Raw genomic sequence first — 23,497 nt, forward strand, 5'->3', positions numbered from 1 at the left:
CCATGAACACCCGCCCGTTGTTGTGTGCCGCCCTATTGGCCAGCCTGGTTAGCGCGGCCGCCGCCGCATCCACGGAAGACGGCCAAGATGCCGCGCCCGCCAAGAAGCCGCGCCCGGCGAAGAAGGCGGCGCGAAGCGGCCCCACCCTGAAGCTGGAGCGTGCCCAACTCGAGGCCGGCGGTTTCCTCGACGCCGAGGCACCGGCCGGCCAGGCTTACGGCCACCTCACCGCCAGCCTAAACTGGCAGCCTTCCCGCGCCTGGGAATGGCAGGCCTCGGCACGCCTGGACGGCTACCTGCAAAGCGACCCCAACGCCGACCGCCTGCGCGCCGACCTGGGCGAAACCTTCGTCCGCTACCGAGGCGATGGCCTGCGCGTAACCCTGGGCGCACAAAACATCCTGTGGGGACGCACCGATGAGATCCCGCCCAGCGACCGCCTCTCGCGCGTGGATCTGAACCGGTTCAATCTGGATCCCCTTACCCAGCGGCGACGGACAGTGGGCGCGCTGCGCGTAGAGAAGACCCTGGACGACTTCAAGCTGGACGCCGTATGGGTGCCGGTCTTCCAGCCAGCGGAACTGCCACCCTGGGAAAGTATCTGGCACCCCGTGGACCGCAAGCGCGGCCGCATCCTGGGCGTGGACCCGAGTTTATTGCCTCCGACTGTGGTGCAAACTGCGACTTTCGGTGAGGACAAGCACGGTGCGGGCGGTGCAGGTCTGCGGCTGACCCGCACCGGCGGCAGTTTCGACTGGGGGATCTCTCTGCAGCGGGCGCGTCAATCCACGCCCTATTACCGCTTCAACAACTTCGCACCGGGGCTGCCCACCTTCACAGCGGTCCATCCCATGGCCACGGTGCTGGGCCTGGAAGGAGAATTCCAGTGGGGCGGCGCCACCTTCCGCTTGGAAGGCGCGCGCACCCTTGCAAGCCCCGTGACCACCACCGCCTTCGAGTATCGCCTGGTACCCGCCACCGATGTCGTGGCCGGAGTGGAATTCTTTCCCGGCGACCGGGACACGCGCATCACTTTCCAGCTTGCCAGCCACCGCCTGTCAACCTCGGAGGCCCTCCTCGAGCGCAAGACGTTCAACGCCGCCACCCTCGACTTGGAGCACCCTTTCGCCGGCGACCGCTGGCGGTTCAACCTGCGTGGACTCATCGGCCTCAATCACCGGGACAACTACCTGAGCCCGAGGCTCACCTACCGTGGCTTCGAGCCCCACGAGTTCTATCTCGCGGGGCATTTCTATGGCGGCGACGACCGGGGTCTGGGCGGGTTCCACCGCGACCATGACCTGGTGGTGATCGGGTGGCAGGTCCGTTACTAGAGCGCCTGCAGCGCTTCCTGCTGCCCTGGTGGCTGGCCGCCCTGCTGCTGCTGGTGGCCAATGGGGTCGCGCTGTGGGTGATCGCCACCCGCATCGAATTCAATAACGCACCTGAGCTCTATTTCCCTCCGGACGCACCGGCCACGCTGCTCGAAAAGAGCCTGCGCAAGGAATTTCCGGAAGACGAGAGCGTGGTCGCCGTGTTCCAGGGCGATGATCTGTTTACGCCCGCCTTTTTGCGCCAGCAACACGCAGTGGCTGAGCGCCTCGCGCGCCACCCGCTGGTGGACCGCGTGTTCGCCGTTACCACCGTGGACCACATCGCGGCCAGCGAGGATGGCTTCACAGTGGAAAGACTGGTGGACCCTGGCAAGCTCGATCATCTCACCCCACAGGAACTCCGCCGACGAGTGCTGGACGATCGCTTCGCGCCGGGCCTTTTGGTGGCCAAGGATGGCTCGGCCCTGGCTATCGTCATACGGCCCAAGCCCTTGACCGAAAGCCGCCAGCGTCAGGCGCTGGAGACCGCCGTCCACGAAGCGGTGAAGGCCGCGGGCCTGCGCGACCACCTGGTGGCGGTGGCGGGCACCGTGCCCCTGGATGCGGCGGAGCTGCGCTCCATGTTGGTGGACACCACGGCCCTGTTGCCCATCGTCATGGGCCTGTCGCTACTTTTGCTCTATTGGGTGGTGGGGCGGGTGGCGCCGGTGGTGATCGGCGCCGTCACCATGATGACCACCATGAGCACGACGCTGGCCATGGCCGCCTATTTGGGTAAGCCCTATACCCTGGTCACCGCCATGGTGCCGCCGCTGCTCGCCGCCTATAGCACCACGGCCTTGATCCACTTCTACGCGGCGCTGGCGCGGGCCCGGGAGCGCGGCATGCGAAGGCCTCAGCGGGTACTGTGGGCGCGCCGCGAGATACACGTGGCATCCTTGTTCAACGTGCTCACCACCGTGGCGGGGATCGCAAGCCTTTATTTCACTTCCATCCCGCCCATCCAGAACTACGCCATGATCGGCGGCGTGGGGGTTGGCGTGATCTACCTCGTGGTGTTCCACTTGGCACCGCCGCTTCTGGTGCGCTTCGACCGGGGACGCTGGCCGACCCGCAAGACCGTGTTGTCGGTGACCGACAAGATCGCCTTCAAAATCGCCCAGTTCTCCATGCGCCGGGCCGGCTGGGTGGTGGCTGGCTTGAGCATCCTGGTGGTGGCCGCCATTCCCCTGGTGCTCAAGGTCACGCCGGAGTCCGACCTGTTCAAGTTTTTTCCCGCGCATCACCCCCTGACCATTTCCACCCGCATCGCAGAAGACAAGCTCTCCGGGGTGATCGGGCTGGAGGTGGTGTTCGATGCACCGCAGCGCGATGGTTTCAAGCGAGTGGCGGTACTCAAACGCCTCAAGGACTTCCAGACGTGGTTGGACAAGCAGCCGGAGGTGGATCGCACCTTCTCCATGGTTGATCTGGTGGAAGAGATGAACTGGGCCTTCCACGGTGAGGATCCCGCCTTCCGCCGTCTGCCCGACACCGACCGGGCCTTGTCCCAGCTCTTGCTCATCTACGACGGGCGGGACCTGGACGAGCTCACCAACCGGGAATTTCGCCGCACCCGCATCGCCATGAACCTCAACGTGCACGGCGCCGTGGCCATCGGCGCAGTAATCGAACGCATCCGCGGAGAACTGGAAAGACGCAAGCTCGACGACCTGCGCTGGGACATCGGCGGCTGGGGCAGGCTGTTCGCCGACCAGAACGCCCTTCTGCTATCGGGCCAGGTCAATAGCTTCCTGTTCGCCTTCTTAACCATCTTCCTGCTGTTGGCGCTGGCGTTCCGCTCCTGGCGCGGGGGTTTGATCGCCCTCATTCCCAATCTCGCGCCTCTTTTCTTCATCTTCGCCATCATGGGGCTGCTGGGCATGCATCTGGACATGGCCACCGTGCTCATCGCAGGGGAGCTTCTGGGCATCACGGTGGACGACACCATCCACCTCTACCATGGCTACCAACGCCGCCTGGAGCAGGGACTTGACCACACTTGGGCGGTGGCGCGCAGCTTCGAAGCCTCAGGGCGCGCGGTGCTCGCCGTCTCTGTGCTGCTCACCGCGCAATTCTTGCTGCTCACCGGCTCCCAGTTCCAGCCGACGGTGGATTTCGGGCTGATGTCCGCCACCGGACTGATCGCCGGCCAGTTCTTCGAACTCGTTCTTTTGCCGGCGCTGCTGGTGTTGTGGTACCAGCACCAGCAAAACCGCCTGCGACGGGAATGGGCCAGGCGTCATCCGCGTCTGGCCGCACGACAGGGGAAGCGTCCATGACCCCGTTCGATTACGACACCGCTTTCAGCCGCAACATCGGCTGGCTGACCCAGGAAGAACAAGCCCGTTTGCGTGGAAGCCGTGTAGCCATTGCGGGCCTGGGCGGGGTGGGCGGCTATCACCTGCTCACCCTGGCGCGGCTGGGCGTGGGCGGCTTTCGGCTCGCCGACCCGGACCGCTTCGATCTAGCCAATTTCAACCGTCAGACCGGTGCCACCCTGGCCACGCTCGGGCGCGCCAAGCTTGAGGTGATGACCAGGGCCGCCCGAGAGATCAACCCGGGGCTTTTGCTCACCGGTTTTCCCGAGGGGCTGACCACTGAGAATGTGGACGCCTTCCTGGAAGGCGTGGATGTTTACGTGGACGGGCTCGACTTCTTCGCCTTCGAGGCTCGGGACATGGTTTTCGCCGCCTGCCGCCGGCACGGCATCCCGGCGGTGACCGCGGCCCCCCTGGGCATGGGGGCCGCCCTGTTGGTATTCACGCCAGAGGGCATGAGTTTCGAGGAGTATTTCCGGTTCGCCGGTCAGCCCGAGGATGAAAAGGCCTTGCGCTTCCTGGTAGGGCTCGCGCCGGCCGCGCTCCAGCGCGCCTACCTGATGGATCCCACTCGTGTGGATTTGGCCGCCCAGCGCGGGCCCTCCACCGTCATGGCCTGTGAGCTGTGCGCCGCCATCGCCGCCACGGAAGTGCTCAAAATATTGTTGAAACGGGGACCGGTGCGGGCCGCGCCCTGGGGTTACCAGTTCGACGCCTATCAACAGCGGCTGGTGCACACCTACCGGCCATGGGGCATGCGCAATCCCCTGCAGCGGCTTACTCTGGCGGTGGCCCGACGCAAGCTGGCGGCCTACGTCGCCCAGCGCCCGCCCGAGGCGCCGCCGCCCCAGGACATCATGGAGCAACTCATCGAACTCGCGCGCTGGGCACCGAGCGGGGACAACACCCAGCCCTGGCGCTTCCAGGTGATCGACGCGCGGCACCTGGTGGTGCACGGCTTCGACACCCGCGACCACTGCGTCTATGACCTGGACGGCCACGCCAGCCAGCTCGCCCTGGGCGCCCTCTTGGAAACCCTGGTCCTTGCCGCCGGCCACCTAAAACTGCGCGCAAACATCGAGCGGCGCCAAGGCCCGGACACACACCCCACCTTCGATGTGGCGCTCGAGCCGGACGCGGCGATCATCCCCGATCCGCTGGCCGGTTTCATCCGCATCCGCTCTGTCAATCGCCGGCCCTATTCCACCCGCCCCCTGACTACCCGGGAAAAGGCCGAGCTGGAAGCGGCCGTGGGCCCGGAGTGGGAGGTGCGATGGTTCGAGGGCTGGGCGGCGCGCTGGCGCGTGGCCTGGCTCGCGTTTCGCAATGCCCATCTGCGCCTCACCCTGCCCGAGGCCTACGCGGTCCATCGGGACATCATCGAGTGGAACGCCCGCTACAGCACCGACCGCGTGCCGGACCAAGCCATTGGCCTGGACCCCCTCACCTTACGCCTCACCCGCTGGGTGATGACCTCCTGGAAACGGGTACGCTTCTTCAATCGCTGGCTGGCAGGCACCCTGGTGCCGCGCCTCGAACTCGACTTGCTGCCGGGCCTTGCCTGCGCCGCCCACTTCGCGCTGATCGCCAAACGGGCCCCGCAAGGGGTGGATGATTACATCGCCGCCGGGCGGACGGTGCAGCGCTTCTGGCTGGCGGCCACCCGGCTGGGTCTCCAGCTGCAGCCGGAAATGACGCCGGTAATCTTCAGCCGCTATGCTCGAGAAGGACGGGCTTTCTCCGCCGCGCCCCACGCAACCCGGGAGGCCCAGGCCATCCGCGATGCCTTCGACCGACTGATGGGATCCGCCGCCCCGCGGACCCTCTTCCTCGGGCGAGTAGGCCATGCCCCTGTGGCCTTCGCGCGGTCTGTGCGTCGGCCCCCCAAAAGCCTCCTCACCTAAGCGGCGGCGGCCGGGGCTTTGTCGGATTTTTTTACACTTCGCGCCGCGCTGGTGCCGGTGCAGCTTCCTAACACATTGATCCAAAACGATTATGGACCGTTGGCACGTCACTTGCTAATCAGTGGACACACAAATCTGCCGGGCTGGGCCCGGGCCCTCCAACCCAAGACTAGGAGATCACCATGCACAACGCTTTCAAACAGGTCCTGGCGGCCGCTGGCTTTGCGCTGGCCTGCGCCCCCATGAGCGCCTCGGCCTTTCTTCAGAACTGGAAATTCGATCCCGACGGCTCCGGGTCCGCTAGCGCCTTCACCGTGAACGAGTATCTGGATTACATCGGCAACAGCTATATCCAAAACAGCATCTCCGGCTCGAGCTTTACCTTCAGCGACAACGGTGTGTTCGTCGTTAGCGGGAATGACGGAACCCCCTGGGTAGGCCTGAATGCCAAGCCGGTGGAAATCACCGGCCTGCTCCAAAACGCAACCGGTTCCGGCACCTTGGGCGGGAGTTTCACCTTCAACCCGGGCGGCACGCTTACGCTCTATTCGCATGCGGGTTTCGACTACGGTAGCACCAACGGCTTCTTTGGCGCCAACAATGGCACACCCTTCGCCACCTTGAGCCTGGTGGGCGGCGGGGGCGTAGTCAACACATCCGGCCTGCCCAATGGCAACATCAGCATGATCTTTGCCTTCACTAATCTTTCCTGCGGCTACGCCTTCGATAGCCTGGGCAACGACCTCTGCACTTTGGTGCCCTCGCTGCCGCCCATTTTGTTTGGTTTCACCACCACCAATGCGAGCTATGTGGCCAACCCCAGCACCAATGTGAAACAGGAAGTGGCAGTAGAGCTTTCCTGCGGCGGGGTTGCGAACTGCGGCTATGGCACCAGCTTCAACCAGCCGCCCACCAACTTCATCGTCAGCAACAATGGCCAGTTCCGTCTCATCCCCGAGCCGGCAACCTTGGCCCTCTTGGGCGGCGGGCTGGTGGCCCTGGGCTTGCGTCGGCGCAAGGCCTTGGCCTGAACCGACCCGCCCTCCATTTTGCCTCGAAGCGACGGCCCCGATCTCGGGGCCGTTTTTTTGGCGGGTTGGGGCAACCCTTCCCCTCCGTTCACGGTGTAGCCGTCTCGCCGATTCGCCCTTGGCCGGTGTCGAATAGGTGACCCTCGGCCATCGACGGCATGCCTTCCCTCATTCCCCGCGCAAGCTGGCAAGCAGCGCGCGGGCCTGCGCCTTCTCTGGAAAATTCTCGCCGCCCTTGAGCAGGGCTTCCAGCTCCCGCCGCGCCTGGGCCCGCTCCCCGCTTTGGGCGAGAGCCACCGCCCGGTGATAGCGGACCACGGGGTGATGGGGCAATCCGGCATAGGCCTGCTCGATCAGCTCGCGCCCCCGCTCGAGGGCCTTGCGCTCGATAAGAATCCAGCCCAAGGTGTCTTGGACCATGGGCGCGTCGGGGGCGAGGCGATAGGCGCGCTCGGCCACCTCTAAGGCTCGGGCATCGCCCTGCTCATGGTAGAGGACCGCCAGATCGTTTAAGGCGGTGGCGTCTTGGGGCCGCTGAGCCAGCAGCGCCTCCAGCTCCCGCACGGCGAGCGCGGTCTGGCCCCGCGCCAGGGCAATGTCCACCCGGGCCCGGCGCGCCGCGGCATCCCGGGGATGTTCGGCGAGCCAACCATCAAGCCGGCGGTCTGCTTCCTCGCCACGCCCGGCGAGCCAGAGGGCGCGCGCCAGTCGGGCCATGGTCTCGCCCTGGGGCGCCCGTGCCAGCGCGGATTCGAAAACCCGCGTGGCCTCGGCGGGTTTTTTCATGAGGACGAGGGCATCGCCTTCGAGCAAAAGCCCGGCCACACCTGCCTGGTCCGATCCGGCAAGGGCCCGGGCGTGGGTGAGGGCCACTTCGGGACGCCCGGCCAGGATCTCCAGTTGCGCCGCCGCTTCCAGCAGCGCGGGCATGCCCGGCCAGCGTTTCAAGGCCGCCTCCAGGGTTGAGCGGGCCTCCGGATATTGTTTGAGCATCATGTGCGCACGGACCAGTCCCACACGCGGTCCAACATCATTGGGGCGTGCCTCGGCGAGCTTGCCGTAACTGGCCAAGGCATTGCGCAGATCGCCAGCGGCGAGCTGGGTGCGGGCAAGCAGATCCAGGGCGAGGGGATCATCGGGGTGCGCCGACTGGACGGCGTTGGCGACACGCAGGGCCTGCTCCCGTTTGCCTTTGCTGAGGTAATACTCGGCAAGCAAGGCTTGCGGCGCGAGGGCTTGGGGTGCCGCCCGGCTGGCCTGTTCGGTCCACTCCAGGAATTCTTTTTCCCGCTCGCCGCTGGCAGCAAGCCTGGCCAGGGCGAGCATTGCCGGCACGCTGCCCCGGTCGCGCCCCAGCAAGGTGAGGAAACGTTGCCGCGCCGCTTCCGGATGTCCGTCGCCCAGGTCCAGCTCGGCTAAGGCCGCCGTAGCGGCGAAATCGGTCGGCGCCTTGGCAAGCGCCCGCTCCAGGTCATGCCGGGCAGCGGCCCGGTCACCCTGGCGCAAGTGGATCCCGGCCCGTAGCCGATCCGCGAGGGAATCCCGCGGACGTTTTTTTTCAATGGCCGCCACCGCAGCCAGCGCCTCACCGTATCGCTCGGCCTGCAGATGGGCGGCGACCAGCAAGAGATCCGCATCGATGTGGCTGGCGTCGGCCGCGGAGGCCGCCGCCAGCAGGTTCACCGCTTGCAGCCGCTCGCCCTGGGCGAGCAGGGCGGCGGCGAGCGGTGTTTTCAAACCGGTGATCTCGGGCTTGAGCGCCACCGCCTTTTCCAGTGACGCTCGGGCGCGCGCCGCATCCCCCGTTTCGAGGTAGGCACGCCCCGCCAGGTAGAGCAAATGGACATCATCCGGATAGCGGGCAAGGTAGGGGGCGAGCAGGTCCGGAACTTCCGCGGCGCGCCCGCTATCAAGCAGGAGGGTGGCCTTCAAACCGACCGCCGCTAAATCACCCGGTTGCACGGCGAGGTAGCGGTCCACGTACTGCTCGGCCGAAGCAAGATGCTTTTGCGCGTAGTGGACGCGCGCGGCGAGCAACCATGCCGGAAAATAGTCGGGGTAGGCCTTTGCCAGCGTGCCCAGGATTTCCAGGGCGCGGGCCCCGTTTTTTTTCGCGGCGGCGACCAGGGCGGCGAGATATAGCCGCCCCGGCGTCTCGATGCCGGTGGCGGTGAGGTTTTTGAGGTCCCGCTCGGCATCCCGCAAGCGGCCGCGATTCACCGCCAGCACGCCGTGACCAATCAGCGCCTCCAGGTTACCCGGGTTGAGACGCAAGGCCTCGACGTAGGCCTTTTCGGCACCGGCGGTATCCCCTCGGGTCTGCAGGACTTCCCCTAGGCGTGCCCAGGTCCCGTCGTTGTTTGGGTCGAGGTCGCGGGCTTTTTCCAATATCGCCTGCGCGCCCGCGAGATCCCGGCGCAGGGCCTGGCAGACGGCGAGCCCCCAGTAGGCTTCGGTGGCGCCTTGGGGATCCCGGTCGGCGGCACGCTGGTACAGATCGCAGGCTTCGCGGGGTTTGCGCAGGGCCAGATGGGCATCGCCCTGGGTGGCGAGCATCTTGGCCGCCATGCGGTCGGTCGTTTGGGGGCCGGGCTTAAGCCAAGCGAGCGCCTGCTCTGGCTGATTGGCGAGTAACAGGGCTTGGCCGAGCGAAAGCTTCACGCCGTCAGTCTGGGCGCCGAGGTTTATCGCCTGGGCGAGCTCTTTTTGCGCCGCCATACCCTGGCGTAGCGTAAGGTAGAGCTTGCCCAATTCCAGCCGCGCCTCGGGATTTTTTGGGTTCTTGGCCACCGCGTTCTTAAGCTCGATCTCCGCCGCACGCAAGTCGCCCTTGGCTTGGAAATCCTTGGCGCGCTGGACGTGTTCCTGGTCGGTGTAGCTAAGCAGCCGGTCGCAGCCGGAAAGGGTAAGCCCCAAGGCGAGCACGGCAGCGCAGCAAAAAGGGAGCGTTCTCATGGCGAAATCCTTGGCAGAAAAGTTTCAGGGACGGGCGGTTTTCAACTGGGCGAGCAGGGCCTGTGCGTCCTTTTCTTCCGGGAAGCGCACGCCGGCATCCAGGGCCCGCTGCAACTCCTGGCGGGCGCGGGCGGCATCGCCCCCCCTGGCCAAGGCCACCGCATAGTGGTAGCGCACGCTGGGCTGCCCTGGGGCGCCGGCCACGGCCTTGGCGAGGAAATCACGCGCGATATTCGGCTCGCCCCGGCTGAGATGGATCCACCCCACGGTATCCAGGATGTTGGGATCGTCTGGTCGCACCTTCAGGGCCCGCTGGGCGAGGGGGAGCGCCTCGGTATCGCCCTGTTTGTTGAGCAGCCAGGCCAGGTTGTTGAGGGCGACCGGATGATCCGGAAGCTGCTTGAGCACGGCGCGGTACTGGGCGATGGCCGCCTGGTCCTCGCCGCGCTTCATGTGGGCATCGCCCAGATAGAGCCGCACGCCCACGTCGTCGGGGTGGTCCTTGAGCCAGCGCGTGGCCATGGCCTGGGCCTCGGCCACCTTGCCAGCGGAAAGTAGACTGCCGTGCAGCTTGATGGCGATCACCGGGTTGGCCTCGCGCTCGAGCGCCTTTTGGTACAGCGTCGCAGCCTCGCCCGGCCGGTTCTGGCTGGCCAGGATGTCGCCTTCCACCAGGTAGCCGCCCGCCGCTTTGGGGTAACGGGTCTGGAGCGCGCGGGCGCGGCGGGTGGCTTCGTCCACGCGCTGATCCTTCATGTCGAGCCCAATCAGGGCAAGCTGGGCATCCATTAGGTCGGGCTGGACTTCGATGGCGCGGGTCAAGGACTTGCGCGCCTCCTCCGGCCGATTGGCGGCAAGCTGGGCCGAGGCCAGGCGCAGGAAGGCGGCACCGGAATCCGGACGGAGTTCGGTCAGCCGGGTGAAGGTGGCAAGCGCATTGTCTATTTCCCCGGCGGCAAGCTGCACGTTACCCACTAGTTCCACGGCCTGGGGATTTTCCGGATTGGCAGTCTGGGCCTCCCGCGCCAAGACCAGGGCCCGCTGGGGCTCGCGCTGCGCCAGGTAGTGTTGGGCCAGCAGGGCCCGCGGGGCAATGGCCTTGGCATCCGCTTGGGCCGCGCGGGTCAGCCAATCGACGGCTTTTTGGGTTTGGCCCTGGGCCTGCTCCAGGGCCGCCAGGCCCAGCATGGCAGCCACGTTCTTGCGATCGGCCGCAAGCACCGCCTCGAAGCGCTTGCGAGCGGCTTGCGGGTTCCTCTCCCGCAAATCGAGCTCGGCCAGATGGGCGGCTGCGGGATAAAAAGCGGGATCGAGGGCGAGGGCGGCCTCGAAGGCGCGGCGCGCGCCCACAGTGTCCTGTTTGCCCAGCAAGGCCATGCCGCGCAGATTGGGCACCAGGGGCAGCTTCGGCTGTTTCCGACCAAGGGCATCGATGGCCGCCAGCGCCGCATCGAATTCCCCGCGCCCGAGCTGAGTGGCGATGAGTAGGAGGTCAGTCTGGATCGGGCTGCCTTCCAGCTTGGCCGCCGCTTCCAGTTCGGAAAGCCCCGCCTCGGTCTGGCCGCGCGCCAGCCGACTGATGGCCAGTTCCGTGCGCAATATCGGCTGGTCGGGCCTAGCCTGGGCAGCCTTTTCCAGATAGTCCGCGGCCTGGACATAGTCCTTACGCTGCAAGTGGGCCTCCCCGACCAACGCCAGCACGGCGGGGTCCGGATCCTTCGCCAGGAGTGGCTCGACTAGCTTTAGCGCCTTGTCCGGCTGCCGCTGGCGCAAGTAGGTGATGGCAAGCAGTCGGCGCGCGTAGGCGTGCGCCGGAATCGCCGCCACGAAGGCGGAAAGATAGGTCTGCGCCTGGCTGAGATTGTTGAGCCCCAGCTGGGCGGCCCCCATCATGAGGATCGCCAAGCCATTGTTGGGGGCGACCTTGAGGACTTCCTGCAGCTCGTCGCGGGCCTTGTCGAAGCGCTGCTCAAGCAGCCAGAGCTGGGCCTGGGCCAGACGTACCGGCACGGCCCGGGGCTCGAGGCTGCGCGCCTGGTCGATGTAGCGCTTAGCGCCAGCGAAATCTTTCTCGCCCATGCGGACCAGCGCGAGGGCGAGGTGGGCGCCGAGGTGCTTCGGATTGCGCCGGATGGCTTCCTCATAGGCCAGGGCGGCCTCCCGGTTCTGCCCGCGGGCACGCATAAGATCCCCCTTCAGGACCCAGGGCTCGGCCTTGTCACCCGCGTCGCGGATGGATTCGTCAGCCAACTGGAGGGCTTGTTCTGCCTTGCCCTGCGCGAGCAGCAGGGCGGCCAGGCCCCGGTTGGCTTCCGGCAGCCCGGGCATCAGGGCGCGGGCCGCTTCAAAGGCACGCCGCGCCTCGACCATGTCCTCGAGCGCCGCGTAAGCTTCGCCACGCAGGGCAAAGAGGACGGCGGCTTGGGAGCCCTTGGGCGCGGCCGGGATCTCCTCCAGCACTTTCTGGTATTCCCGCTCAAGCAGGAGCGCCCGCCCCAGCCACGGCAGCACCGCCTCCTGCTGCGCGCCGAGCTCGAGGGCACGGCGTAGCTCCTTCTCCGCGGCCACACCATCGCCCTGCTCCACGTAGATGCGACCAAGGAGCAGGCGCGCCTCGCGATGCGCCGGGGCCTTTTGCAGGACGTTCTTGAGCTCGATGACGGCGGCCTTGGAATCGCCCGCCTGGTGGTATTGCTGGGCGCGCCCGAAGAGGGTCTCCGGCTTCTCGCCGGAACAGCCGACGATCAGGCCGGCAGCGGTGAGGGCCAGGGCAAGACAGCGCAGCCTGGGACGATCCAGCATGGGACTCTCCTTTGGGTGGTCATGTCTGGTCTGCGCCGGGTCCCGGTCATGGTGCCGGGTTGTTTTCCGTCTTGGCCACGAGGCCATAGCGGTTGATGAGATCGTACAACGTGGGCCGGGAAACGCCCAGCAGTTCCGCTGCTCGCGCAACGTTGCCGGCGGCACGCGCCAAAGCCCGGGTCACCGCTCGGCGCTCGGCTTCTTCCCGCACCTGGCGCAGGTTGAGCGGTTCGGCGGCAAAAGCCGCCAGACCCAGGTCGGCCGCCCCAATGCGGCCGTCTTCGCTCATGATGACCGCACGCTTGATGCAGTTTTCCAGCTCCCGCACGTTGCCGGGCCAGGTGTGAGCTTCCAAGGCCGCCACCGCTTCCGGCGTGAACCCTTTCACCGGCTTCTTGAACTGCTCGGCAAAGCGTTCCAGGAAGGCCTGGGCAAGTAGCGCCGCATCCCCGGCCCGCTCCCTCAGGGGCGGGATGGCCACCGTGATCTCGCTGATGCGGTAATAGAGGTCCTCGCGGAACCGCCCCTCGGCGATGAGGCCGGAAAGATCCCGATGCGTGGCGCATACCACGCGCACGTCCACCGGAATCTCCTCACGCCCGCCCAAGCGCTCCACCACACGCTCCTGCAGGAAACGCAGCAGCTTGGCCTGCAGGGCCATCGGCAGATCGCCCACCTCGTCCAGGAAGAAGGTGCCACCATCGGCATATTCGATCTTGCCCTTGGTCTGTTTGCTGGCGCCGGTGAACGCGCCCTTCTCGTAGCCGAATAGCTCGCTCTCTAGCAGGGTTTCGGGAATGGCGGCGCAGTTGATGGCCACGAAGCGCTTGCCCGCGCGTGGCGAGAGCTCGTGCAGGGCACGGGCCAAAAGCTCCTTGCCCGTGCCGGACTCGCCCAAAAGCAGCACGGTCGCATCCACCGGCGCCACCTTTTCGATGGTGCGGCAAACCTTGAGCATGGGCTCGGCGGCGGTGAGGATGCCAGTAAGGGCAAAGCTGGAAGACAGGCGCTGCAGCTTGCGGTTCTCTGCCTCCAGTTGCGCCACGTGGAAGGCCCGCTTGATGATGAGTTGGAGGACCTCGAGATCGAAGGGCTTCTGGTAGAAGTCGTAAGCCCCCATGCCCACCGCCTTCACTGCATTGGCGCGATCCTGGTTGCCAGAGACGACGATCACCTTGGTGGCCGGGGCGAGCGCCAGCATCTCGTGCAGCGTGGCCAGGCCCTCAGAGACGCCATCCGCATCCGGTGGCAGACCCAGGTCCAGGGTGACCACGGCCGGCTCGTGGCGACGCAGGGCAGCCAACGCCTCCTGACGGTCCCCGGCGATCACCACCTCGAGGTCGTCGAAGCTCCACTTGAGCTGCTTCTGCAGACCGGGGTCGTCCTCGACCACCAACAGTACGGGCTTAGCGCGGTCGGGATTCTCAGCCACTGCTCGCTCCCTCAAGGGGCCACGCCCCCTCCCTCTGGTTATCGCGGCGGGTGAGGGGCAGAGTGAGGGTGAAGGTGGTCCCTTTCCCCAGCCGACTTTCCACGCGAATGTCGCCTTTGAGCTCGCGCACGTATTCCCGGCACTCGTAGGCACCGATGCCCATGCCCGCGCGCTTGGTGCTGGCAAAGGGCCGGAACAGTTGGGTGTGCAGGAAGGTCTCGTCCATGCCCCGTCCGGTGTCCCGCACCTGGATCACGGCTTGGCCATCGACGGCATCCAAGGTCACCTCCACGCGGCCGGTGTCCGGAGTGGCCTCAATGGCATTTTGCACCAGATGACCCAACACCCGGGCAAGCCGCTCCCGCTCCGCCACCACCCAGGCCTCCTCTACCGCCGTCTCGAAGCGCGGCTGCGGGCGGTAGGCCGCTTTCTCCGCCACGACACTGGCCAGCACGTCACGCAAGTTCAAAAGCCCCACGCCCTGGGCGCTCTGATAGCCGGCGCGCAGCTGGGACAAAAGTCGTGACATTTTCTGCACCGCGTGATCCACGGTGGCCAGCATGTCTTCCTGGAATTCTGGATTGTGCTTGTGTCTTTCGGCATTCTTCAACATCAGGGACAGCTGGGCGACGACGTTTTTCACATCGTGCACCACGAAGGCAGAAAAACGGTTGAAGGATTCGAACTGGCGGGCCTGGGCCAGGGCCTCCAGTGCACTGGCCTGGGCAAGGTGGGCGGCAGCCTGTCGCCCCGCAGTCTTGAGCAAATCGGAATCCTCCCAGTTGAATCCCCGCCGGCTGCGCGGATGTGCGAGGACCATGAAGCCGATCAGGTCCTCATGCACCATGAGGGGGACGACGAGCCAGGCATCCCGCCGCGCCTCCAGCCAGGCCGGCAGTACGAGATCGCCGTAGAGATCGGGCGAGTCGGCATACTCCTCCAGATTCACCACCCACTGGCGGCTGCGCAGGAACCGCACCAGGGACGCCGCCTGAGCCACCGGCTCCGGGCTGACGGGAAAATTCCAGTGGGCGGCAAAGGTGAACGAGCCGTCCTCCTGGGCAAGCCAGAGAGCGGCACCCGGGCTGTCAACCAGGCCGGCCACCGCCTGCAGCGCCCGTTCCCGCACCGCGGTGGGCTCGCCCGTGGACAGGGTACGGGTGAAACGCAACCATTCCTCGCGGTAGTCGTATTTGTAACTAAAAAAATGCTTGCTCAGGAAGACCTTGAGACGCGCGCGCATGGCGCCCGAGAACACCACCACGGCGAGGACCACCAGCGCTCCAAACAGGAACACGGACTGCAGCACCGCGCCCCAACTGCCGCCGAAATAACGGATGTAATAACCCGCCGCCGCCATCAGCAGCAGATACACGCCGGCGCCCATCAAGGTGGCGGTGTGGAACACCATGCGCCGCGACACATGCAGATTCACCGACCATTGGGGGTTGCGCGCCGCGGAGACCGCCAACAGCGGCACCACCAGCGCGTTGGCCAAGCCGCGCGCACTCCACACGTCCTCGTCCAGATGCTTAAGTAGCAGGCCTTCGGAATAGAGGTAAAAGTCGTAAGCGAACAGGGCGCCCAAGCCCAGGCAAAAGTACTTGATGGCCCAGCGCTCGGTCTCCGCCGCATTGCGGTAGAGCTGCTCTATCAGGGCCATGCCCGTGAGGGAAGCCAACAGCAGGCCCAGGCCACCGAGGCTACGCAGCCAGCCAGGCAGCGCCAGATGGGGTAAGCCGCTGGCCGCGATGCTGGCAAGGGCCAACAGGGCGAGGACGACAAGCCCCACCAGGAAGCGGCGACGCAGGCGTGTGGGCGCCTTTCCCGCGACCCGGACGCGCGATTCCAGGAGCTGGTAGAGAAAGGCGAGCCAGAGGCCATCGCGCGCATATTCCAGCGCCATCACGGCGCCCGGCCAGGCGCTGGACACGATCAAGCTATAGGTCAGCGTGCCCGCCCAGATGGCGGTGCTAGCGGCAGCCGCGGCAAGCAAGGCACCCTGTAGCCGGCCGCGCCAATTCAAGAGTAAAAGGAGCGCGAAAAGAAAGAAGGCAAGGGCCGCCAGTCCGTAACTCAAGACCCCGATGTGCACGCCTAAAGTCTCCTTCATCGCGCGCCCTTGCCCAGCAGCACCACGAGGGCGGTTTCGAACAGGATCATGAGATCCAGGAAGAAACTGTGGTTCTTCACATAGTAGAGGTCATATTGCAGCTTTTCGATGGCGTCCTCAAGGGAGGCGCCGTAGCTGTAGCGCACCTGCGCCCAGCCGGTGACGCCCGGTTTGATGCTATGGCGCGCACCATAGTAGGGGATCTGCTCCATGAGCTGGTTGACGAAGAAGGGGCGTTCCGGACGCGGGCCGACGAAGCTCATATCGCCTTTGAACACGTTGATGAGCTGGGGCAGCTCGTCGATCCGGGTCTTGCGGATGAAGCGGCCGACGCGGGTGATGCGCGCATCGCCTGCCTGGGCCCAGCGCGGTTGTCCGTCGGCCTCCGCGTTCTGGGTCATGCTGCGGAACTTGTAGATGGTGAACACACGCCCGCCCTGCCCCACCCGCTCCTGCCGATAAAGTATGGGAAAGCCGCTTTCGGCGACAATGGCAAGCGCCGCAAGCAGCATGACCGGGAGCGTCACGACCAGGATGGCCGCGCTCACCGTGAGGTCGAAAGTACGTTTAACTACGTCGCGCAACAGCCCCTGGCGGAAGCCCTCGGACAGCACCATCCAGCTCGCGTTGAGGGAATCGAGCTGCACGTGGCCGCGCTCGCGCTCGAAGAAGCTGGACAATTCCACCACCCGGATTCCCTTGAGCTTGCAGTCCAGCAGCTCGTGCACCGGCAGGTTCCCGCCGCGCCGCTCACGGATGGCGATCACGATCTCGTCGATCTGGTATTTGTCCACGATCTCCGACAAGGGCGCCTCGTCGGGCAGGATCAGGCTGTGGTTGACGAAATGATGAATGCCGCCCAGCGGCAGGAAGCCCACGATGTGCAGCCGGTGTCGGCTCTCCGGCTGGCGCAAAAGTTCCAGGACGCGGGCCGCGCGGGTACCCGTGCCCAGCACCAGCACACGCGTCTTGAGCACCTCCCAATCCGCCCAGCGGAAAAAGGCGAAACGCAATAACAAAATGGCAACACCCGCCGAAACGGTGGCCCAGGCCAGCGCCGCCGTGGGCATGCTCAGACGCGGCACCAGCCAGCCGGCAAACCACACCAGCAAGAAGGCCAGGCCGAGGGCAGTGAGCACGCGCAACACCATGCTGCCCAGTCCCTCGTCGAAATCCCGTCGATACAACCCGAACAATGCCATCCACCCGAAGCACACCAGGGTGAAGCCCAGATTGGCCACCCCCAAGAGCGCCGGCACTGGATACTGCCCCAGGGTGGAGACGACTGGCAGGGCCGCCAGCAACACCCCCAGCTCGGCCAGCATCAAAAGCAGCAGGCCCTTGGAGAGGTAATGGCTGAAGACTCGGATCACGGAGTGGTTCTGTCGTCAGGCAAAGGATGGCCGCAACGCCAGCGGCGGGCCCGACAGTGTAAGCAGTTTCCATGCCACGTGCATGGGCGTGTCTGGAGGCAGGCCGCGCGGGCCAAAGGACGCGGAAAGCGTCGCGCGGCCGACTGGGGCGACGAGTTTTTGCCGACGGTCAGGACAGAAGGGCTTCCACTTCGGCCAGCCGCGCGCGTGGTAAGGCCCGCCCATCTACCGGGCTGCGCGGGGGCTCGCGAATGGCATCGGTGGGGAACACCGCCAGGTTGACGTCTGCCGGCCCCCCGTGTTGCAGCCTGAATACGGGCACGAGCCGCACGCTATCGCCGAAGCGGTAACGCTTCTCGCCCCGCTGGTAGGCAAGCTTCGCATTGAGGAGGAATAACTCCACGTCCTTGTCGCTGTCGGTGAAGAGCAGGAGATTGATGTCGGCGTGACGAGCCGCGGTGCCCGCCAGCACCGAGCCGGTGAGATGGGGATTGAAGCGCTCCAATAGCCGCATCATCGCACAAGCCTGAAGCCGCAACACGCGCAGCCGCTTAGCCTGCTCGTCCCCCTGATAGAGGGCCTGGTAGGCGCGCAGCGCCTCTTCGATCTCCACATTGGTGGGCAGGCTATGGGTGTCCTCGGCCCCCAGCTGGCGGGCGGCCTTGCGTTTGGCCAGGGCATAGTCCTGGATGCCGTCCTCGGCCATCAGGCGTGCCGCGGCCTGAGCGATGCGGATGCGCATCTGCTGGCGCAGGTGGGGGTTGGCGCGGGCCATGGTCAGAAGATCTGGTCTTTCACCAGGTCGGAAGTGCCGTCCTCACCCCAGCTGCTGGCTTCGGGCGGCAGGTTTTCCTGGTAGAACCATTCGGGAATGCCGCCTTCCCGCACCCGTCGGCCGGTAGCGGGATCGATGTGCACGCTCACCACACCTGCCGGGGGCGTCCACTGTTCTTCGGGCACGCCTTTCAAGGCTTTGCCCATGTAGGCCATCCAGATTGGCAGCGCCGCTTGAGCGCCGGTCTCCGCAGCGCCGAGGCTTCTGGGTTGATCGAAGCCGATCCAGGCCACCGCCACCAGGCTGCGGTTAAAGCCACAGAACCATGCATCCACCTGGTCGTTCGTGGTACCGGTCTTACCTGCCAGATCATTGCGTTTGAGCTGCATGGCGCGGGCGGCGGTGCCACGCCGCACCACGTCTTGCATCATCGAGGTCATGATAAAGGCATTGCGCGGGTCGATCACCTGCTCCGCATTTTCGCCGGCCCGCACCGGGCTGGCCTGGGCCAGCACCGTGCCGCGGGCATCCACCACCCGCTGCACGTAATAGGGCTTCACCCGGTAGCCACCATTGGCAAACACGGCGTAAGCCGTGGCCATCTGGAAGGGCGTGACGGACCCTGCCCCCAGTGCCATGGTGAGATAGGGCGGATGCTGTTCCGGGTTGAATCCGAAGCGGGTGATGTAGTCCTGGGCATAGCGGGTGCCAATGGCCTGCAGGATCCGGATGGATACCAGGTTCTTGGATTTCACCAGCGCCTCGCGCATGCGCGTGGGCCCCCCATAGGTGCCGTCGAAGTTCTTGGGCTCCCACAGCTTGCCACCGGTGACCGCGGGATCGAGGGCGATGGGCGCATCGTTGATGAGGGTCGCGGGCGTGAAACCCTTCTCCAGTGCAGCCGAATAGATGAAGGGCTTGAAACTGGAGCCGGGCTGGCGCCAGGCCTGGACCACGTGATTGAACTTAGTGCGGAAGTAATCGAAGCCCCCCACCAGGGCGTGGATAGCGCCATCCTGCGGTGTGAGGGAAACCAGGGCCGCCTCCGCCTGCGGTAGCTGAAGGATCTGCCAATGTCCTTTGGCGTCTTGCGCCACCCGCACCAGCGAGCCACGCACGATGGGTTTGGCCGCCTTCTCCGACAGGGCTTTCTGCACGAAGGCCAGGGCATCGCCCGTGAGCTCGGCCATTCCCTGGCCCTTGATGAACACGCGCACCGCCTTGGGGTGGGCAGCCAGCACCACGGCGGGGAGCAGGCCATTGCTTTCCTCCACGTCTTGGAGCAAATCCTCCAGCTGTTCGTCCGGATTGCTCAGTTTGTCCGGGAGCTCCAGGTGTCCCTCTGGCCCACGGTAGCCATGACGCCGGTCGTAGTCCAAAAGCCCCTGACGCACCGCGGCATTGGCCGCCTCCTGATCCGCGCGGCGCAGCGTGGTGATCACGCTCAAGCCGTTGGTGTAGGCCGCTTCCTGATAGCGCTCGAACATCATCTGGCGCGCCATTTCCGCGACATAGTCCGCCTTCACCTCGTACACCGTGGGTTCGTGGCGAATCGAGAGTTTTTGCGCCAGCGCCGTCTGATAGGTCGCCTCGTCGATGTAGCCCAGCTCGCGCATGCGCCGCAGGACGTAGTGCTGGCGCTGGGCCGCCCGCGCTGGGTTGGTCACCGGATTGTAGCGGGAAGGCGCCTTGGGCAGGCCGGCCAGCATGGCCATTTCCGCCACCGTCAATTTTTCCAGGGGCTTGCCGAAATAGGTCTGGGCGGCGGCGCTAAAGCCGTAGGCGCGCTGCCCCAGGTAGATCTGATTGATGTAGAGCTCTAGGATCTTATCCTTGCTGAGATTGCGCTCGATCTTGAAAGCCATCAGGGCCTCGTTGAACTTGCGGCTCAAGGTCTTCTCGGGGGTGAGGAAGAAATTGCGCGCCACCTGCATGGTGATGGTGCTCGCGCCTTCACGCACGCCGCGCTTGAGCAGATTGGCCAGCGCCGCGCGCGCCACGCCCAGATAGTCCACGCCGCCGTGCTCGTAGAAGCGCTCGTCCTCGGCGGCCAGGATGGCTTGGATCATGGTCTTGGGCACGGCTGCAATCTTCACCACGGTGCGCCGTTCCTCGCCAAACTCGCCCAGCAGGGCGCCGTCTGCGGTGTAGACACGCAGCGGCACCTTGGGTCGGTAATCCGTGAGCACGGTGAGATCCGGCAGGCTGGGATAGACCAGCACCGCTGCAAGAATCACGGCCAAGCCAGCGAGAAGAACGGCGATCGCGACGAGCTTGACGGGCAAAAGCCACCAGCGAGAGGACATGCAGACGAATTGGGTCGATGGGCGGGAGATTTTGCGACCATTCTACCTGACGCGGAGGGACCGCGGACCTCGGCCCGCGGCCGCCACGCTCCGGCAGGCGCATGAATTTTTCTTCAGGAAACGTGCCCGGCCCTCAAGAGGGACTCGTGACGGCCGTTATTCAAATGGGATGAATCAGAAAAATTTTGCTTTACACCCTAAATGCTTGTTGCTAGGATTTAAACCAAAACTTTATAAATGCCCCTAACCAGGGGCAACAGTCAAAGGGGTTTCCGCCTTGTTATCGAACCTCCTTCAAGCCAAGTCGCCTCCCCTCATCGGCGTGGACATCAGCTCCTCGGCGGTGAAGATGGTGGAGATCGAGGAGGCTGGAAAAAATCTATACCGCGTGGAGCGCTATGCCATCGAGCCTCTGCCCAAGGACGCGGTTACCGATGGCAACATCATGAACCTGGACGCCGTGGCGGAAACCCTGCGGCGCGCCTGGAAGCGCATGGGCACGCGGGTGAAGAACGTGGCGCTGGCGCTGCCATCGGCGGCGGTAATCACCAAGAAGATCATCGCCCCCGCCGGCCTGCGCGAGGAAGAAATGGAAGTGCAGGTGGAGGCGGAAGCCAACCAATACATCCCCTTCGCGCTGGACGAGGTAAACCTGGACTTCCAGGTGCTCGGCCCAGCCCCCAGCGGCCCGGAAGAAGTGGAAGTGCTGATCGCGGCCGCGCGCAAGGAAAAAGTCGAAGACCGCGTGGCGGCGGCGGAGAGCGCGGGCCTCAAAGCCGTCGTGATGGACGTGGATGCTTACGCCACGCTCACCGCCTATGAGTTGATCGCGCAACAGCTGCCCAATGGTGGCCGCGGGCAAACGGTGGCCATCGTGGACATTGGCGCGGCCATGATGCACATCAATGTTGTGCACGACAGCCAGCCCATCTATTTGCGTGAGCAGACCTTCGGCGGCAACCAGCTCACCCAGGAGATTCAGCGCCGCTACAGCCTCTCCGCCGAGGAAGCGGAAATGGCCAAGCGTCAGGGCGGGCTGCCGGAAAGCTACGAGGCCGAGGTTTTGCAACCCTTCATGGATACCCTGGCGCTGGAAGTGGCGCGTGCCATGCAGTTTTTCTTTTCCTCCAGCCAGTTCAGCCACGTGGATCACATCCTGCTGGGCGGCGGCTGCGCCCTGCTGCCGGGCCTGGATGAGATCGTCGCCAACCGCACCCAGGTGAGCACCATGATCGCCAACCCCTTCGCGAACATGGCACTGTCCTCGCGCATCAAACCGCGCCAGCTCACCCTGGAGGCACCCGCCCTGCTGGTGGCCTGTGGGCTGGCCATGCGGAGGTTCGACCAATGATCCGCATCAACCTCCTGCCCCACCGGGAAGCCAAGCGCAAGGCGCGCCAGCAGCAGATGATCGTCATCTCGGCCGGGGTGGCGATCCTGGGCGTATTGAGCGTATTCGCCGGTTCCCTGGTGATCGGCACCCTGATCGACCGCCAGGAAGAAAACAATCGCTATCTCAAATCCGAGATCGCGAAGCTCGACAAGGACATCCAGGAAATCAGGAGCCTCAAAGAAAAGACCCAGCTTCTGCTGGACCGCAAGAAGGTGGTGGAGGAACTCCAGGCCGGGCGGGCCACCGCCGTGCGCCTGTTGGACCAGATGGTGCGCCAGCTGCCACCCGGCATGTATCTCAAGGCCATCAAGCAGACCGGCCAGAAGGTCAACATCCAGGGCTATACCCAATCCAATGCCCGCGTCTCCACCCTGATGCGCAACCTGGAAGCCTCACCCTGGCTAGAAAACCCGCAACTGGTGGAGATCAAGGCGGTCACGGTGAACAACGTCCGGGCCAACGAGTTCTCCCTCGATGTCACCCTGTCCGCGCCGCAGCCTGCCGGTGGCGAGCCAAACAAGGACACCCAAGCCAAGGATAAGCGGTCATGAGCCTGGTCGACGACATCAACAAGCTCAACCTGAAGGAAATCGGTATCTGGCCGGTGCCCTTCAAGATCGCCGCCATGGTGATCCTATATGCACTGATCGTGACTGGCGGCTATTTCCTGGTGTGGAGCGATGAACTCGCCAACCTGGATCGGGCGCGCCAGGAGGAACAGAAGCTGCGCAGCGAATTCCTGGACAAGAAAAAACAGGCGGTCAACTTGGACCTCTATCGGCAGCAGCTCGCGGAGGTCGAGCAGTCTTTCGGCGCCCTGGTGCGGCAGTTGCCCAATAAATCAGAAATGGACGCGCTGATCACCGACATCAACCAGGCGGGGCTAGGGCGGGGGCTGGAATTCGAATTGTTCAAGCCCGGGCAGGAGACCATCAAGGGGGAGATCGCCGAGCTGCCCATCGCCATCAAGGTCACCGGCGATTATCACGACCTGGGGCGCTTCGCCAGTGACCTCGCCCAGCTGCCGCGCATCGTCAACCTGCGTGACATCTCCATTTATCCCAACAAGGACGGCAAGCTGGTGATGGAAGCCACCGCCGTCACCTACCGCTATCTGGACGAAGAGGAGCTTGCCGCCCAGCGCAAGGCCCAGCGCGAGGCCAAGCAGAAAGGGGGCCGCAAATGAGGCGCCTGGTCATGCTCTTTCTGCCGCTCATGTTGGCCGCCTGCGGCGGCGGCGCGGACGACCCGCGCGAATTCGTGAAGAATGCTGGCAAGGACCTGCGTGGCAGAGTCGCGCCCCTGCCCGAAGTGAAGCCCTATGAGCCCTTCACCTACGAGGCGATGGATTTGCCAGACCCCTTCAAGCCGCGCAAGCTGGAACCGCCCAAGGGGAGCGGCGGCGGGCTGGCCCCCGACTTCAACCGGCCCAAGGAAGCCCTGGAGAACTATCCCCTGGAAAGCCTCAAGATGGTGGGCACGCTCAGCCAAGGCAAGATCACCTACGCCATCATCAAGACGCCGGACAACAGCCTCTACCGCGTCAAACCCGGCAATCACTTGGGCCAGAACTTCGGCATCATCACCCAGGTGACGGAAAGCGAAGTCAAGCTCACGGAAATCGTACAGGACAGCGGCGGCGACTGGGTCGAGCGTCCCGCATCGCTCACCTTGAGCGAAGAGCCCGCGGCGCCGGCCAAGAAATAGCCCGCAACCAAC

The 23,497-nt window shown here is 65.1% G+C and carries 15 protein-coding genes; 8 read left to right on the top strand and 7 right to left on the bottom strand.

Translation table 11 applies throughout. The features are described from left to right. Positions 1–2: 2 nt before the first annotated feature. From V6E02_RS04510 to pepA, 4 genes are all read left to right on the top strand, one after another. Complete coding sequence (locus tag V6E02_RS04510) at positions 3–1,334, top strand: DUF1302 family protein (protein ID WP_347307552.1); 1,332 nt, start codon at positions 3–5, stop codon at positions 1,332–1,334. Beyond that, entirely contained in the window at positions 1,316–3,655 is a 2,340-nt protein-coding gene (locus V6E02_RS04515) for an efflux RND transporter permease subunit (RefSeq protein WP_347307554.1), read from the top strand. The genes V6E02_RS04510 and V6E02_RS04515 overlap by 19 nt, the downstream gene beginning before the upstream one ends. After that, a complete protein-coding gene (locus V6E02_RS04520) occupies positions 3,652–5,598 on the top strand; it encodes a ThiF family adenylyltransferase (protein ID WP_347307556.1) in 1,947 nt (648 codons plus the stop codon). The genes V6E02_RS04515 and V6E02_RS04520 overlap by 4 nt, the downstream gene beginning before the upstream one ends. Before the next feature lie 182 nt (positions 5,599–5,780). Continuing rightward, entirely contained in the window at positions 5,781–6,629 is an 849-nt protein-coding gene (gene pepA / locus V6E02_RS04525; RefSeq protein WP_347307558.1) for a flocculation-associated PEP-CTERM protein PepA, read from the top strand. A gap of 168 nt (positions 6,630–6,797) precedes the next feature. Here pepA and prsT (V6E02_RS04530) read toward each other — a convergent pair whose 3' ends face one another. The 7 genes from prsT (V6E02_RS04530) to V6E02_RS04560 all read right to left on the bottom strand — a co-directional run bounded on the left by prsT (V6E02_RS04530) (position 6,798) and on the right by V6E02_RS04560 (position 20,385). After that, complete coding sequence (gene prsT, locus V6E02_RS04530; RefSeq protein WP_347307560.1) at positions 6,798–9,584, bottom strand: XrtA/PEP-CTERM system TPR-repeat protein PrsT; 2,787 nt, start codon at positions 9,582–9,584, stop codon at positions 6,798–6,800. A 24-nt stretch (positions 9,585–9,608) separates the two neighbouring features. Next, positions 9,609–12,386: an XrtA/PEP-CTERM system TPR-repeat protein PrsT gene (gene prsT / locus V6E02_RS04535; RefSeq protein WP_347307562.1), complete on the bottom strand. Its 2,778-nt coding sequence runs from the start codon at positions 12,384–12,386 to the stop codon at positions 9,609–9,611. 46 nt (positions 12,387–12,432) lie between these two features. Continuing rightward, the gene (gene prsR / locus V6E02_RS04540; protein ID WP_347307564.1) at positions 12,433–13,818 is read right to left on the bottom strand and encodes a PEP-CTERM-box response regulator transcription factor; all 1,386 of its coding nucleotides are present in this window, start codon (positions 13,816–13,818) and stop codon (positions 12,433–12,435) included. After that, positions 13,811–15,913 carry an XrtA/PEP-CTERM system histidine kinase PrsK gene (prsK, locus tag V6E02_RS04545; RefSeq protein ID WP_347307566.1) on the bottom strand — a complete coding sequence of 701 codons (2,103 nt, stop codon included), beginning with the start codon at positions 15,911–15,913 and terminating at the stop codon, positions 13,811–13,813. The genes prsR and prsK overlap by 8 nt, the downstream gene beginning before the upstream one ends. Before the next feature lie 14 nt (positions 15,914–15,927). Then, positions 15,928–17,304 carry a TIGR03013 family XrtA/PEP-CTERM system glycosyltransferase gene (locus V6E02_RS04550; RefSeq protein WP_347307568.1) on the bottom strand — a complete coding sequence of 459 codons (1,377 nt, stop codon included), beginning with the start codon at positions 17,302–17,304 and terminating at the stop codon, positions 15,928–15,930. A gap of 169 nt (positions 17,305–17,473) precedes the next feature. After that, positions 17,474–18,079: a UDP-N-acetylmuramate--alanine ligase gene (locus tag V6E02_RS04555; protein WP_347307570.1), complete on the bottom strand. Its 606-nt coding sequence runs from the start codon at positions 18,077–18,079 to the stop codon at positions 17,474–17,476. A gap of 2 nt (positions 18,080–18,081) precedes the next feature. After that, entirely contained in the window at positions 18,082–20,385 is a 2,304-nt protein-coding gene (locus V6E02_RS04560) for a penicillin-binding protein 1A (RefSeq protein WP_347307572.1), read from the bottom strand. A gap of 277 nt (positions 20,386–20,662) precedes the next feature. Here V6E02_RS04560 and V6E02_RS04565 point away from each other — a divergent pair, with 277 nt between their 5' ends. From V6E02_RS04565 to V6E02_RS04580, 4 genes are read left to right on the top strand one after another with little or no spacing between them, the layout of a single operon-like run. Further along, the gene (locus tag V6E02_RS04565) at positions 20,663–21,736 is read left to right on the top strand and encodes a pilus assembly protein PilM (RefSeq protein WP_347307574.1); all 1,074 of its coding nucleotides are present in this window, start codon (positions 20,663–20,665) and stop codon (positions 21,734–21,736) included. Then, a complete protein-coding gene (locus tag V6E02_RS04570) occupies positions 21,733–22,329 on the top strand; it encodes a PilN domain-containing protein (protein ID WP_347307576.1) in 597 nt (198 codons plus the stop codon). The genes V6E02_RS04565 and V6E02_RS04570 overlap by 4 nt, the downstream gene beginning before the upstream one ends. Continuing rightward, positions 22,326–22,964 (top strand): type IV pilus inner membrane component PilO, encoded by a 639-nt coding sequence (locus V6E02_RS04575; protein ID WP_347307578.1) that lies wholly within the window; start codon positions 22,326–22,328, stop codon positions 22,962–22,964. The genes V6E02_RS04570 and V6E02_RS04575 overlap by 4 nt, the downstream gene beginning before the upstream one ends. Next, positions 22,961–23,485, top strand: coding sequence for a pilus assembly protein PilP (locus V6E02_RS04580; RefSeq protein WP_347307580.1), 525 nt, complete (start codon positions 22,961–22,963; stop codon positions 23,483–23,485). The genes V6E02_RS04575 and V6E02_RS04580 overlap by 4 nt, the downstream gene beginning before the upstream one ends. Positions 23,486–23,497: the final 12 nt, after the last annotated feature.

This window comes from Thiobacter sp. AK1 (genome assembly GCF_039822265.1).
GTDB classification, from domain to species: Bacteria; Pseudomonadota; Gammaproteobacteria; order Burkholderiales; family Thiobacteraceae; genus Thiobacter; species Thiobacter aerophilum.